The sequence below is a fragment of the Streptomyces sp. NPDC001709 genome (assembly GCF_053596375.1).
Genome location: NZ_JBSFGB010000033.1, coordinates 59,974 through 74,312, shown reverse-complemented (window position 1 = coordinate 74,312; position 14,339 = coordinate 59,974). Strand labels below are relative to the sequence as shown.

At 71.9% G+C, this 14,339-nt stretch carries 10 protein-coding genes; 4 read left to right on the top strand and 6 right to left on the bottom strand.

What is annotated here, in order from left to right; translation table 11 throughout:
• Positions 1–3: 3 nt before the first annotated feature.
• Positions 4–1,122, bottom strand: a complete 1,119-nt coding sequence (locus ACWC0C_RS36145; protein ID WP_449196011.1) for an ADP-ribosylglycohydrolase family protein — start codon at positions 1,120–1,122, stop codon at positions 4–6.
• Positions 1,119–2,270 (bottom strand): ADP-ribosylglycohydrolase family protein, encoded by a 1,152-nt coding sequence (locus ACWC0C_RS36140; RefSeq protein ID WP_450868494.1) that lies wholly within the window; start codon positions 2,268–2,270, stop codon positions 1,119–1,121. The genes ACWC0C_RS36145 and ACWC0C_RS36140 overlap by 4 nt, the downstream gene beginning before the upstream one ends.
• Positions 2,271–2,531: 261 nt before the next feature.
• Between ACWC0C_RS36140 and ACWC0C_RS36135 the strand changes: the two genes are divergently transcribed.
• From ACWC0C_RS36135 to ACWC0C_RS36125, 3 genes are all read left to right on the top strand, one after another.
• The gene (locus ACWC0C_RS36135) at positions 2,532–3,263 is read left to right on the top strand and encodes a VIT1/CCC1 transporter family protein (protein WP_449196009.1); all 732 of its coding nucleotides are present in this window, start codon (positions 2,532–2,534) and stop codon (positions 3,261–3,263) included.
• A gap of 479 nt (positions 3,264–3,742) precedes the next feature.
• The gene (gene gltB, locus ACWC0C_RS36130) at positions 3,743–8,359 is read left to right on the top strand and encodes a glutamate synthase large subunit (RefSeq protein WP_450868493.1); all 4,617 of its coding nucleotides are present in this window, start codon (positions 3,743–3,745) and stop codon (positions 8,357–8,359) included.
• Complete coding sequence (locus tag ACWC0C_RS36125) at positions 8,352–9,815, top strand: glutamate synthase subunit beta (protein ID WP_449196007.1); 1,464 nt, start codon at positions 8,352–8,354, stop codon at positions 9,813–9,815. Before gltB ends, ACWC0C_RS36125 begins: the two co-directional genes overlap by 8 nt.
• A gap of 165 nt (positions 9,816–9,980) precedes the next feature.
• On the opposite strand, the gene ACWC0C_RS36120 is transcribed toward ACWC0C_RS36125, so the two are convergent.
• The gene (locus tag ACWC0C_RS36120; protein ID WP_450868491.1) at positions 9,981–10,154 is read right to left on the bottom strand and encodes a hypothetical protein; all 174 of its coding nucleotides are present in this window, start codon (positions 10,152–10,154) and stop codon (positions 9,981–9,983) included.
• 56 nt (positions 10,155–10,210) lie between these two features.
• Entirely contained in the window at positions 10,211–11,077 is an 867-nt protein-coding gene (locus ACWC0C_RS36115; protein ID WP_450868490.1) for a rhomboid family intramembrane serine protease, read from the bottom strand.
• A gap of 142 nt (positions 11,078–11,219) precedes the next feature.
• On the opposite strand from ACWC0C_RS36115, the gene ACWC0C_RS36110 reads away from it, so the two are divergent.
• Positions 11,220–11,945: a VWA domain-containing protein gene (locus ACWC0C_RS36110; RefSeq protein ID WP_450868488.1), complete on the top strand. Its 726-nt coding sequence runs from the start codon at positions 11,220–11,222 to the stop codon at positions 11,943–11,945.
• A gap of 67 nt (positions 11,946–12,012) precedes the next feature.
• Here the strand turns inward: ACWC0C_RS36110 and ACWC0C_RS36105 are convergent, their stop codons facing one another.
• Complete coding sequence (locus ACWC0C_RS36105; protein ID WP_450868487.1) at positions 12,013–13,149, bottom strand: acyl-CoA dehydrogenase family protein; 1,137 nt, start codon at positions 13,147–13,149, stop codon at positions 12,013–12,015.
• Positions 13,149–14,288, bottom strand: coding sequence for an acyl-CoA dehydrogenase family protein (locus ACWC0C_RS36100; protein WP_450868486.1), 1,140 nt, complete (start codon positions 14,286–14,288; stop codon positions 13,149–13,151). The genes ACWC0C_RS36105 and ACWC0C_RS36100 overlap by 1 nt, the downstream gene beginning before the upstream one ends.
• Between the last annotated feature and the right edge of the window lie 51 nt (positions 14,289–14,339).

The following is a 14,339-nucleotide window of genomic DNA, read 5'->3' as shown; positions in this document are numbered from 1 at the left end:
GAATCATCCTCCTGGGCGGGCCGGTTGTGCGGCTTCCAGGAGTCCGGCGAGTTCCACCAGGTCGGTGCCGGTGAGGCGGGGCAGGGCGCAGCCGGACAGGGTGCGGCAGGCGTCCCGCCAGGTCTGCGGGACGGCCGCGCCGCCGCCGAGGGCTCCGGTGAGGGCGCCGACGAGGGCGGGGGCGGAGTCGGCGACCCGGGAGAGGCAGGCCGCGGCGGGTACGGCCTCGGCGATACGGCCGTGGGCGGCGAGGGTGAGGGCGAGGGCGACCGGAACGGTCTCGGCGGCGGCGATGCCGTAGCTGTAGACGTGGTCGACGATCTGGTGCTCCAGGAGCGGGACGACGGCGAAGGCGGACTCGCCGTCCTCGACGAGGGCGAGCGCGTGGCGGGCGTTGCGGCCGATCTCCGTGCCGGCCGGGAGTTCGGCGAGCGCGGCGGTCACACAGGTGGCGGCGTCGGCGTCGGCGAGGGCGAGCGCGAGCGCCGCGGCCATGGCGCGGGCGCCGTGCACGCCGTCGCCGTCCTGGGTGTAGCGGGCGTCGAACTCGGCGAGGTCGGCGGCGCGTTCGGGGTCGCCGGGGTGGGCGACGGCGAGGACGCAGGCGCGGACGCAGGCGGCGTCGTCGAAGTAGTGCGGGTTGTCGTGGCCGGTGGCGGGCGGGCGCAGGCCGGTGGCGAGGTTGCCGAGGCCGGCGCGGACGGAGATGCGGGCGCGCAGGGGGAGTACGGCGGACTCGATCTCGGGCGCGCGGTCCGCCGCGGCGGCGACTTCCGCGGCGACGGCGGTCCAGGTGAGGTCGATGGCGGCGCGGGTACGGCGCTCTCGGCTGAGGTCGCCGAGGACGTCGTCGTCGCCGGCCCGCAGCACCGCCTCCGCGGCGAAGGCCGCCCACTCGGCGTCGTCGGAGGGGCCGAGGCGCAGGGGTTCGGGGGGTTGGTTGAGGGCGATCGGCACGGGGAGTGTGGTGGTCGCGTTCTGCTCGGCGAACGTGTCCAGTTCCCGGGTCAGTCGGCGGGTCCACTCCGGCATGCGGGCGGCGCGGTGCCTCGCGGCGGGCCAGCCGGCGGCGTCGCCTGCGGCGAGGCCGAGCAGGAGGCCCTCGATGCGGCGCGCCGTCATGACCGACCCTCGCGTTGCCGGGAGGGCCTCGCCTCCGGCACGGGTGATCCCCAGCTCACCTCCGGTACGTCCACCGGCACCTCTACCGGCACCTCCACCCGCACCCCCTCCGGCAGCACACCCGGAAGCACGACCCCCGCCCCCCACTTCCCGCCCTCCTCGGGGACCAGCAGCTCCGCCACGTCCAGGACGTGGTGGCCCGCCATGGCGGGCAGGCACCGTCCGCGCGCCGGTCCGATGGGCGAGGCCCAGGCGGCCGGGATCGCGCAGATGCCGTGGGTCGCGCCGGAGAGGGCGCCGGCCACCGCCGCCGTCGTGTCCGCGTCGCGGCCCATGTTGACGGCGGTCAGGACCGCCTCCTTGAAGTCACCGTCGGCCGCCGCGTACGCGCCGAAGGCGAGGGCGACCGCCTCGGGGGCCAGGTCGGTCCAGGGATAGCCGCCGATGACGACCGCGGAGCGGACCGCGCGTTCGCCCCGGTGGGCCACGGCCACCGCGCGGCGCAGGGACCGTGCCGTCCAGGAGTCCTCGGGGATCACCGCGAGGGCGGCGGCGATCACCACCGGAACGGGGGCGCCGGTCATCGCCGCCGCCACCCCGGCCGCGACCGCCTGTCCGCCGTAGATGCCCTCGCCCTCGTGGCTCACCGAGCCGTCGATCGCCACCAGGCGGGCCGCTTCGGCGGGGCGGCCGGCCGCGAAGACGCCGAAGGGCGCCGCCCGCATGGCGAGGCCGTCGCTCCAGGCGTGCCGGTGCTGGGCGGAGATGGGGGCGGCCAGGCCCCGGCGCAGGTTCTCCAGGGTGCCGCGTTCGCTGAAGCCCGCGCCGCGGAAGGGGCCCTCGGCGCGGTCGGCGATCCAGTCGTGCCAGGCCGCCTCCACATGCGCCGGAGTCAGTGCCGAGCCGTGCCGGGCGAGGAGCAGACCCGAGAAGATCGCGTACTCCGTGTCGTCCGTGCCGCTCGGCCTGTCGGTCACGTACCCGGTGATACGGCCCCAGCGGGCGCGGATCTCGGACGGTCTGAGGTTCTCCGCGGGCGCTCCCAGCGCGTCCCCCACGGCCAGGCCGAGCAGCGCGCCGCGGGCCCTGTCGCGGGCTCCGGCGTCGTCGGGCGCCGGGACCGGGGGAGTACAGGCGATCGATGCCATGGGGCGGCCTCCTTCAGCGGGACCACGAAGACGCTTTGCGGATGTGTGCCACTGCGCGCCGATGTGCGAGCAGGCGCAGGGTTCGCATCACCCTCTTGGCATCTGAGCATGATCATGCGCGGATGAGCATGCCTGGGTAAAAGTGCAGGTTAGCCCAGCCTTTCCTTGCTGGCGGGAGCGGCTGAATGAGCGTACGTTCGGGGTAGTCGAAAAGTAGAACTCGTCCAAAGTTAGCTTTGGCTAAGCTATCCGGGGGTCCCCATGGCCGTCATAGAAACCCAGGCCACGCTGCACGAGGCGCACCGCGACAACCACACGCACCGCGATGTGAACGGTGGCTGGCTGCGCCCCGCCGTGTTCGGCGCCATGGACGGCCTCGTCTCCAACCTCGCCCTGATGACCGGTGTGGCCGGTGGGGCCGTGAGCCAGCAGACCATTGTCATCACCGGGCTCGCGGGCCTCGCCGCCGGTGCCTTCTCCATGGCGGCCGGTGAGTACACCTCCGTCGCCTCCCAGCGGGAACTGGTCGAGGCCGAGCTCGATGTCGAGCGCCGCGAGCTGCGCAAGCACCCGCAGGACGAGGAGGAGGAGCTCGCCGCGCTGTATGTGGCGCGGGGTGTCGAGCCCGAGCTGGCCCGGGAGGTCGCGCGTCAGCTGTCCACGGATCCCGAGCAGGCCCTGGAGATCCACGCCCGCGAGGAGCTGGGCATCGACCCCGGTGATCTGCCGTCGCCGCTGGTCGCCGCCGTCTCCTCCTTCGGTTCCTTCGCCCTCGGCGCCCTGCTGCCCGTGCTGCCGTACCTGCTCGGTGCGACGGTGCTGTGGCCTGCCGTGCTGCTCGCCCTCGCCGGGCTCTTCGGGTGCGGTGCGGTCGTGGCCAGGGTGACCGCGCGCAGCTGGTGGTACAGCGGGCTCAGGCAGCTCGCACTGGGTGGTGCCGCCGCCGGTGTGACGTACGCCCTGGGCACCTTGTTCGGAACGGCCGTAGGATAGCGCCGCCGGCACTTATGCGTTGGGCCGCATAAATAGCCGCCAAAATCATTACTCGCTGGTTTCGACCGTGTGACCACCGGGCATGAGCCGTAAGCGCCGCAGGCAATGACGCCTGCCGCACCCCGTGGGGTGAGTGAAGACGCTCTCCCCGCCCCCCTTGGGCCGCCGGACGCCGATCCGATCGATCATGTCCGCAGCGGTCCCCTCCACGCGTTCGCCGCCACACGCGGCACCTGTCGCCATCGCGCGGCACCCCCCGCCGCCCCCGTGCGGCGCCCCCGCCGCCCCGTGCGGCACCCCGCCGTCACCGCGCGGCATCGACGCCACGGACCGCGTGGCGTCCGCATGTTGGAACGGAGTATCCGGTTCCCGAGAACCGCTCCATCATGTAACCTGCACGAAATTTAGCCACTTTCGCAGAGGGCCAACGTCGTCCCTCGGCACCTGCCACATGCCTGATGACGACGACGGGAGAGCCGATGCGTACGCCGCGCCAGCCGTCCCAGCACTCCGCGAATGGCCAGAACTGGTCGTTCATGGATGCTCGCCCTGCTGCGCAGGGTATGTACGACCCCCGCAACGAACACGACGCGTGCGGCGTCGGTTTCGTCGCCACCCTCACCGGCGAGGCGTCCCACACCCTGGTCGAGCAGGCGCTCACCGTCCTGCGCAACCTGGAGCACCGCGGTGCCACCGGCTCCGAGCCCGACTCGGGTGACGGCGCCGGCATCCTCTCCCAGGTGCCCGACGCCTTCTTCCGCGAGGTGGCCGGATTCGACCTTCCCGCGGCGGGCTCCTACGCGGTGGGCATCGCCTTCCTGCCGGAGGAGGGGACCGCTGACGCCGTCTCGAAGATCGAGACGATCGCGACCGAGGAAGGGCTGACCGTCCTCGGCTGGCGCGAGGTTCCCGTCGCCCCCGAGCTGCTCGGCGCCACCGCCCGCTCCACTATGCCGGTCTTCCGGCAGATCTTCGTGGCCGACGGCGCCAGCGAGGACATCGCGCTGGACCGCAAGGCCTTCGTGCTGCGCAAGCGCGCCGAGCGCGAGGTGGGCGTCTACTTCCCGTCCCTCTCCGCGCGCACGATCGTGTACAAGGGCATGCTGACCACCGGCCAGCTGGAGCCCTTCTTCCCGGACCTGTCCGACCGCCGCTTCGCCTCCGCGATCGCGCTCGTGCACTCCCGGTTCTCCACGAACACCTTCCCGTCGTGGCCGCTCGCGCACCCGTACCGGTTCGTCGCGCACAACGGTGAGATCAACACCGTCAAGGGCAACCGCAACTGGATGCGCGCCCGCGAGTCGCAGCTGGTCTCCGACCTGTTCGGCTCTGCCGACAATGGACACAGCGGCGACAAGGGCCTGGAGCGGATCTTCCCCATCTGCACGCCGGACGCCTCCGACTCCGCCTCCTTCGACGAGGTGCTGGAGCTGCTGCACCTGGGCGGCCGTTCGCTGCCGCACTCCGTGCTGATGATGATCCCGGAGGCGTGGGAGAACCACGACTCCATGGACCCGGCCCGGCGCGCCTTCTACGGCTTCCACTCCACGATGATGGAGCCCTGGGACGGTCCCGCCTGCGTCACCTTCACCGACGGCACCCAGGTCGGCGCCGTGCTCGACCGCAACGGTCTGCGCCCCGGCCGCTACTGGGTCACCGACGAGGGCCTGGTCGTCCTCGGCTCCGAGGTCGGCGTCCTCGACATCGACCCGGCCAGGGTCGTCCGCAAGGGCCGCCTGCAGCCCGGCAAGATGTTCCTCGTCGACACCGCCGAGCACCGCATCATCGAGGACGACGAGATCAAGGCGGCCCTCGCCGCCGAGCAGCCGTACGCCGAGTGGCTGGAGACCGGCGAGATCGAGCTGGGCGACCTGCCCGAGCGCGAGCACATCGTCCACACCCACGCCTCGGTCACCCGCCGTCAGCAGACCTTCGGCTACACCGAGGAGGAGCTGCGCGTCATCGTCGCCCCGATGGCCCGCACCGGCGCCGAGCCGATCGGCTCCATGGGCACGGACTCGCCGATCGCGGCCCTGTCCGAGCGCCCGCGGCTGCTCTTCGACTACTTCACCCAGCTGTTCGCGCAGGTCACCAACCCGCCGCTGGACGCGATCCGCGAGGAGCTGGTCACCTCCCTGCGCTCGTCGCTGGGCCCGCAGGGCAACCTGCTCGAGCCGAGCGCCGCCTCCTGCCGGTCCGTCGTCCTGCCCTTCCCGGTCATCGACAACGACGAGCTGGCCAAGCTCATCCACATCAACGCCGACGGCGACATGCCCGGCTTCAAGGCCGCGACCCTGTCGGGCCTGTACCGGGTCTCCGGCGGCGGTGACGCGCTCGCCGGGCGCATCGCGGAGATCTGCGCCGAGGCCGACGCGGCCATCGAGAACGGCGCCCGCCTGATCGTCCTGTCGGACCGGCACTCCGACGCCGAGCACGCGCCGATCCCGTCGCTGCTGCTCACCGCGGCCGTCCACCACCACCTCATCCGCACCAAGCAGCGCACCCACGTGGGCCTGCTGGTCGAGGCCGGCGACGTCCGCGAGGTCCACCACGTCGCCCTGCTGATCGGCTTCGGCGCCGCCGCCGTCAACCCGTACCTGGCGATGGAGTCGGTCGAGGACCTGCTGCGCGCCGGCACCTTCCTCAACGGCATCGAGCCGGAGCAGGCCATCAAGAACCTGATCTACGCCCTCGGCAAGGGCGTGCTGAAGGTCATGTCGAAGATGGGCATCTCCACCGTCGCCTCCTACCGCGGCGCCCAGGTCTTCGAGGCCGTCGGCCTGGACGCGGCCTTCGTGGAGAAGTACTTCGACGGCACCGCCACCAAGATCGGCGGCGTCGGCATCGACGTCATCGCCGAGGAGGTCGCCGCCCGCCACGCCAAGGCCTACCCGGCCTCCGGCATCGCCCCGGCGCACCGCGCGCTGGAGATCGGCGGCGAGTACCAGTGGCGCCGCGAGGGCGAGCCGCACCTGTTCGACCCGGAGACGGTCTTCCGCCTCCAGCACTCGACGCGCACGGGTCGCTACGACATCTTCAAGAAGTACACGTCCCGGGTGAACGAGCAGTCCGAGCGCCTGATGACGCTGCGCGGCCTGTTCGGCTTCAAGTCGGACCGGCAGCCGATCTCCATCGACGAGGTCCAGCCGGCGAGCGAGATCGTCAAGCGCTTCTCCACCGGCGCCATGTCGTACGGCTCCATCTCCAAGGAGGCGCACGAGACCCTCGCCATCGCCATGAACCAGCTGGGCGGCAAGTCCAACACCGGTGAGGGCGGCGAGGACCCGGACCGTCTGTACGACCCGGCGCGGCGCAGCGCCATCAAGCAGGTCGCCTCCGGCCGCTTCGGTGTGACGAGCGAGTACCTCGTCAACGCGGACGACATCCAGATCAAGATGGCCCAGGGCGCCAAGCCCGGCGAGGGCGGCCAGCTGCCCGGCCACAAGGTGTACCCGTGGGTGGCCAAGACCCGTCACTCGACGCCGGGTGTCGGCCTGATCTCCCCGCCGCCGCACCACGACATCTACTCCATCGAGGACCTGGCCCAGCTGATCCACGACCTCAAGAACGCCAACCCGGCCGCGCGTATCCACGTGAAGCTGGTGTCGGAGGTCGGCGTCGGCACGGTCGCGGCCGGTGTGTCCAAGGCGCACGCGGACGTGGTCCTGATCTCGGGTCACGACGGTGGTACGGGTGCCTCCCCGCTGACCTCGCTGAAGCACGCGGGCGGCCCCTGGGAGCTGGGCCTCGCCGAGACCCAGCAGACCCTGCTGCTCAACGGCCTGCGCGACCGGATCGTCGTCCAGACCGACGGCCAGCTGAAGACCGGCCGTGACGTGGTCATCGCCGCGCTGCTCGGCGCCGAGGAGTTCGGTTTCGCGACCGCGCCGCTCGTCGTCTCCGGCTGCGTGATGATGCGCGTCTGCCACCTGGACACCTGCCCGGTCGGCATCGCCACCCAGAACCCGACCCTGCGCGACCGCTTCGCCGGCAAGGCCGAGTACGTCGTGAACTTCTTCCAGTTCATCGCCGAGGAGGTCCGCGAGCTGCTGGCCGAGCTGGGCTTCCGCTCCATCGAGGAGGCCGTCGGCCACGCCGAGGTGCTGGACGTCGAGCGCGCGGTGGACCACTGGAAGGCGCAGGGCCTGGACCTGGAGCCGCTGTTCCACGTGCCCGACCTGCCCGAGGGCGCGGTGCGCCACCAGCTGATCGAGCAGGACCACGGCCTGGAGAAGGCACTGGACAACGAGCTGATCAAGCTCGCCGCCGACGCCCTCGCCGCGAACGACGCGACCGAGGCCCAGCCGGTGCGCGCCCAGGTCGCCATCCGCAACATCAACCGCACGGTCGGCACCATGCTCGGCCACGAGGTGACGAAGAAGTTCGGCGGTGCGGGTCTGCCCGACGACACCATCGACATCACCTTCACCGGCTCGGCCGGCCAGTCCTTCGGCGCGTTCCTGCCGCGCGGTGTCACGCTCCGCCTGGAGGGCGACGCCAACGACTACGTCGGCAAGGGCCTCTCCGGCGGCCGCGTCGTCGTCCGCCCGGACCGGGCCGCCGACCACCTCGCCGAGTACTCGACCATCGCGGGCAACACCATCGCCTACGGCGCCACCGGCGGCGAGCTGTTCCTGCGCGGCCGTACCGGTGAGCGGTTCTGCGTCCGCAACTCCGGCGCGCTGGTCGTCTCCGAGGGCGTGGGCGACCACGGCTGCGAGTACATGACCGGCGGTCACGCGGTCGTCCTCGGCCCGACCGGCCGCAACTTCGCGGCGGGCATGTCCGGCGGTATCGCCTACGTCATCGACCTCGACCGCGACAACGTCAACGTCGGCAACGTCGATGCGGTCGAGGCGCTGGACGAGGCGGACAAGCAGTGGCTGCACGACGTGGTGCGCCGCCACGCCGAGGAGACCGGCTCGACGGTCGCCGAGAAGCTGCTCGCCGACTGGGAAGCGGCCGTGGAGCGGTTCAGCAAGATCATCCCCAGCACGTACAAGGCAGTGCTCGCCGCCAAGGACGCCGCCGAGCGAGCCGGTCTGACCGAGACCGAGATCACCGAGAAGATGATGGAGGCGGCGATCAATGGCTGACCCGAAGGGCTTCCTGAACCACGGCCGTGAGGTCGCCAAGACCCGTCCCGTCGGTGAGCGCGTCAAGGACTGGAACGAGGTCTACGTCCCCGGCTCGCTGCTGCCGATCATCAGCAAGCAGGCCAGCCGGTGCATGGACTGCGGCATCCCGTTCTGCCACAACGGCTGTCCGCTCGGAAACCTGATCCCCGAGTGGAACGACTACGCCTACCGCGAGGACTGGGCCGCCGCCCAGGAGCGGCTGCACGCGACCAACAACTTCCCGGAGTTCACCGGTCGCCTCTGCCCGGCCCCTTGTGAGTCGGCGTGCGTGCTCGGCATCAACCAGCCGCCGGTCACCATCAAGAACGTCGAGGTCTCGATCATCGACAAGGCGTGGGAGACCGGGGACGTCGCCCCGCAGATCCCCGAGCGCCTGTCCGGCAAGACGGTCGCGGTCATCGGCTCGGGCCCGGCGGGCCTCGCCGCCGCCCAGCAGCTGACCCGGGCCGGCCACACGGTCGCCGTCTACGAGCGCGCGGACCGCGTCGGAGGCCTCCTCCGGTACGGCATCCCCGAGTTCAAGATGGAGAAGCGGCACATCAACCGCCGTATCGAGCAGATGCGCGCGGAGGGCACCCGCTTCCGTACCGGCATCGAGATCGGCCGCGACCTCAAGGCGACCGACCTGAAGAAGCGGTACGACGCGATCGTCATCGCCGCCGGTGCGACCACGGCCCGTGATCTCCCCGTCCCCGGCCGGGAACTCAAGGGCATCTACCAGGCGATGGAGTACCTGCCGCTGGCCAACAAGGTCCAGGAGGGCGACTACGTCACCGCCCCCATCTCGGCCGAGGGCAAGCACGTCGTGGTCATCGGCGGTGGCGACACCGGCGCCGACTGCGTGGGCACCGCCCACCGCCAGGGTGCGGCCTCCGTCACCCAGCTGGAGATCATGCCCCGCCCGAACGACGAGCGGCACGCGACCAACCAGCCCTGGCCGACCTTCCCGATGCTCTACAAGGTCACCTCGGCCCACGAGGAGGGCGGCGAGCGGGTCTACTCCGTCTCCACCACCCACTTCGAGGGCGACGAGGACGGCAACGTCCAGTGGCTGCACCTGGCCGAGGTGGAGTTCGTCGACGGCAAGCTGACCTCCAAGCCGGGCACCGAGCGCAAGATTCCGGCCCAGCTGGTCACCCTCGCCATGGGCTTCACCGGCACCGACCGGGAGAACGGCCTGGTGGAGCAGTTTGGTCTAGACCTCGATGAGCGCGGTAACATCGCCCGCGACGCCGACTTCCAGACCAACGTGCCGGGTGTGTTCGTCGCCGGTGACGCCGGCCGCGGCCAGTCCCTCATCGTGTGGGCGATCGCGGAGGGCCGCTCAGCCGCCCGCGGAGTCGACCGGTTCCTGACCGGTGCCAGCGACCTGCCGGCCCCGATCCGCCCGACCGACCGCGCCCTGGCGGTCTGACGGCACCCCTGTAGACGTCCCGTACAACGGCGTACGGGCGGGGTTTGCTGGGGGGACACCCCCCAGACCCCCCGCCGACGACGCCTGCCCAACTGTCCCCGACCGGACGCCCGGGCAGGCGTCGTCGCATGTCCGCGGCCCGTGGCTGCTCGCTACTCGTAGGCTTTACCGGTCGTCGTTCAGCCAGACGTGGAGCACGACGGGCTTGTCCAGCACCGCCCGGAACCACCGCGCCGACCGGTCGGCCGGCTCCCCGACGAGTCCCAGGCGTCCGGCCGCCGCAGCTCCCCGCCGACGCGGGCCTCGGCCCTGGATGACGAGCCAGGGGTGCTCAGGCATGGCCGGACGCGTGAGGTCGGCGCCGCAGGCCGGACACCTGGTGCTCCCGCCTCCGCTCAGCTCGTCAGGGACGTCACCTTCGCCCAGGTCAGGACCAGCAGCAGCGCCAGCAGAGCCACGCACGCCGCCGCCTGGACCAGCGTGCGCCGGCTGTCCCGGGGTGCGTACGCGTACGCCAGTGTGACCACTCCGCCCGCCAGCAGGCCGCCGAGGTGGCCCTGCCAGGAGGTCACCCAGGCGGAGATCACCAGCCACAGCAGCAGCCCGGCCATGTGCTGGTTGACGGCCCGCATGTCGTGGCCGAGGCGGCGGCCCATGACCCAGTAGGCGGCGCCCAGGCCGAAGATCGCGCCGGACGCGCCGACGGTGAAGACCGTGGGGGCGAGCAGCAGCACCAGTACCGAGCCGCCCAGCGCCGACAGCAGATACAGCGCGAGATAGCGCACCCGGCCCAGCTGTGCCTCGACCACCCGGCCGATGTTCCACAGCGCGAGCATGTTGAACAGGATGTGCGTGAGGCCGAACGTGCCCTCGCCGGGCGTCAGATGCAGGAACGCGCCGGTCAGCAGCCGGTACCACTCGCCGTGCGCGACGCCCTCCGGGAGGTACCCCGCGGGCACGGTGCCGAGCATGGCGAAGCGGTCCTCGACCGACGGACGGGCCAACTCGGCGAGATAGGCGAGCACGTTGAGCCCGAGAAGCACATACGTCACCAGTGGCACGGCGCTGATCCGGCCGCCGAACACGGTGCGCGCCTGCCGGATCGACCGCGCTCCCTCCTTCACGCACTCCACGCACTGATGACCGACGGCGGCCTCGCGCATGCAGGACGGGCAGATGTAGCGGTCGCAGCGGGTGCAGCGGACATGGGACTCCACCCGCGGATGACGGAAGCAGGTGGTGATGACGGGATCGGCGGCCACGGCCGGCTCCTCGGTGGGGAGAAGGGGACGGAATCAGCCGGTGGGGTCGGCGGCGAACAAAATAGCGAACGGATGTGACAGGAGCGACACCTGGGGCTGGTGATCACGTAGGCTCGGCCGCGCGGACAGCCGAGGGGGGACCATGGCCGCGATCAGCCTCAGCAAGATGGAACAGACCGCACCCGCGCTCGTCGGCGCCTACCAGTCGGCCGGAGTGTCGCTCACCAAGCACGGCCTGGACGGGCTGCGTGCCGCCGTCTACCTCGTGGTCGACTACTCCGGCTCGATGAAGCCGTACTACCAGGACGGCAGCGTGCAGACACTCGCCGACCGGGTGCTGGGCCTGTCCGCGCACCTCGACGACGACGGCCGGGTGCCGGTGGTGTTCTTCTCCACCGATGTCGACGCGGTCACCGACATCGCCCTCGACCGCCACGAGGGCAGCGTCGAGCGGATCGCGGCCGGGCTCGGGCACATGGGCCGGACCAGCTATCACCTGGCGATGGACGCCGTCATCGACCACTACCTGGACAGCGGCGCCACCGCCCCCGCCCTGGTCGTCTTCCAGACCGACGGCGGACCGATCAACAAGCTCGCCGCCGAACGCTATCTGTGCAAGGCGGCCAAGCTGCCGCTGTTCTGGCAGTTCGTCGGCTTCGGCGACCCGGGCAGCCGGCAGTTCGACTTCCTGCGGAAGCTGGACGAGCTGGCCGTACCGGACAAGCGGATCGTGGACAACGCCGGCTTCTTCCACGCCGGCCAGGATCCGCGACAGGTCTCCGACGCCGAACTGTACGACCGGCTCGTCGGCGAGTTCCCGAGCTGGCTCGCGGCCGCACGCGCCGCCGGCGTCGTCCGGCCGGACTGAGCCACGCCCCGGTGCCGATCCGCTGGAACGCAGCGCATCGCCCGTCCGGAGGGCGCCCGGACCTCGCTCACGCGTCCGCCGGTCTCTTGAGCGCGTCGTCGAGCACCAGCTCCCGGCACTCCTCGGGCGTGCCCCACGCCGTACGCAGGGCGCGGGCCTTGGTCAGCCACAGGGACAGGTCGTACTCCGCGGTGTAGCCGATCGCGCCGTGCAACTGCAGTGCCGCGCGGGCGGCGCCGTACGCCGCCTCGCACGCCTTGAGCTTGGCGGCGGCCACGTCCGCGGGGCGGAGCGACAGCGCCGCGCCGAGGACCAGCGGGCGGGCGAACTCCAGTGCCGTCCTCACGTCGGCGAGGCGGTGCTTGACCGCCTGGAAGGAGCCGATGGGCACGCCGAACTGGGTGCGCTGCTCGACGTACGCAACCGTGCGGTCGAGCAGGGCGAGTCCGACACCGAGGGCCTGGGCGGCCGTGGCCAGGCGAGCCCAGGTGAGGGCGTCGTCGCGTCGGGGATCAGGGGTGAGGAGTTCACCGTCCGGGGCGAGCGGGGTCAGTCGGCGGGCGGGGTCGAGGGAACGGCACACCGGGCCCGCGGCCGTGTGCGACAGATACAGGCCGTCGGCGGCGAGAGCGAGACGGAGGCCGGCCGCGTCTCCGTCGAGGGCGAGGCGGGGGATGGCTGTGGCGGTGCTGACGGTGAGGCGGGGGTGGGCTGTGGCGGCGTCGGGGGTGTGGTGGGGGTGGGCTGGATCGGCGTCGGGAGTGTGGTGGGGGTGGGCTGGATCGGCGTCGTGGGTGGGGCGGGGGGTGACCGGGGCGGTGTCGAGGGGGTGGCCGGTGGGGGCTGCGACGGTCGCCAGGTGCGTGCCCGCCGCGAGTCCCGGCAGGAAGCGCCCGGCCTGCGGTGGCGCACCGAGGAGTACGGCCGCCGCGACCGTCTCCACCAGCGGACCGGGTACCGCGTGCCGCCCCAACTCCACAAAGGCGAGGGCCAGTTCCGCCGGACGCGGCCCCAGCCCGCCGTACTCCTCCGGCACCGCGAGGCCGAACACCCCCGCCTCGGCGATCCGCGACCACAGCGCGCGCCCGCTCGCGTGGTCGCCGCGGCTCCAGTCCCGGATCACCGCCGGGGTGTCCGCGGCCGACAGCATCGCGTGCAGGGAGTCGGTGAAGGCGCGCTGTTCGGCGTCGAGGAGGAAGCGCATCAGCGGCGTCCCTTCGGCAGGCCGAGCAGCCGCTCGGCGACGATGTCCCGCTGGATCTCGTTGGTGCCCGCGTAGAGGGGCCCGGCGAGCGAGAAGACGTACCCCTCGGACCAAGAGGTGTCGGCCAACTCGCCCTCGTCCTCCAGCAGATCGAGCGCCGTCTCGTGCAGCGCGAGGTCCAGCTCGGACCAGAAGACCTTGTTCATGCTGGATTCCGGGCCCAGCTGCTCGCCCGCCAGGAAGCGGGAGGCGGCCGCATACGTGAACAGCTGGTAGGCGCGGGCGCCGATCAGGGCGTCGGCCACGCGGGCGCGGGCGTGCTCCGGGCAGCCGCGCGACCGCCACAGCTCGACCAGCCGGTGTGCCGCGGCGAGGAAACGGCCCGGCGAGCGCAGGGTGAGCCCGCGTTCGTTGCCCGCCGTGGACATCGCGATCCGCCAGCCCTGGCCGGGCTCGCCGATCACGTCCTCGTCCGGCACGAACACGTCGTCCAGGAACAGCTCCGCGAAGGCCGGCTTGCCGTCCAGGCGGCCGATCGGGCGGACCGTGACCCCCGGTGCCCCCAGGTCGAACATCAGGTACGTGAGCCCCTGGTGTGGTGTGGGCGCCCGTGGATCGCTGCGGAACAGACCGAAGGCCCGGTCGGCGAAGGCCGCCCGCGACGACCAGGTCTTCTGCCCCCGTAAGAGCCAGCCGCCGTCCGTCCGGACCGCCCTGGAGGTGAGCGAGGCCAGGTCGGAGCCCGCCTCCGGCTCGGACCAGGCCTGCGCCCAGACCACCGCGCCGGTGGCCATCGGCGGCAGCACACGCGCGCGTTGCTCCTCCGTGCCATGGTCGAAGAGGGTCGGCGCGAGCAGGCTGATGCCGTTCTGTCCGACCCGGCCCGGCGCACCCGCCGCCCAGTACTCCTCCTCGAAGACCAGCCACCGCAGCAGCCCGGCGCCCCGGCCGCCGTACCGCTCCGGCCACGACACCACCGACCAGCGGGCCGCGGCCAGTTCGGCTTCCCAGGCGCGGTGGGCCGCGAAACCCTCCGCCGTCTCCAGGGACGGCAGCGGCGTACGCGGCACATGCGCCGCCAGCCAGGCCCGGGCCTCGGCGCGGAACTCCTCGTCGGCCGGGGAGTGGGACAGATCCACCACTGGCCCCTTTCTTCCAGCGACTCTTCCACCGAGCTTCCCTAACAAGTG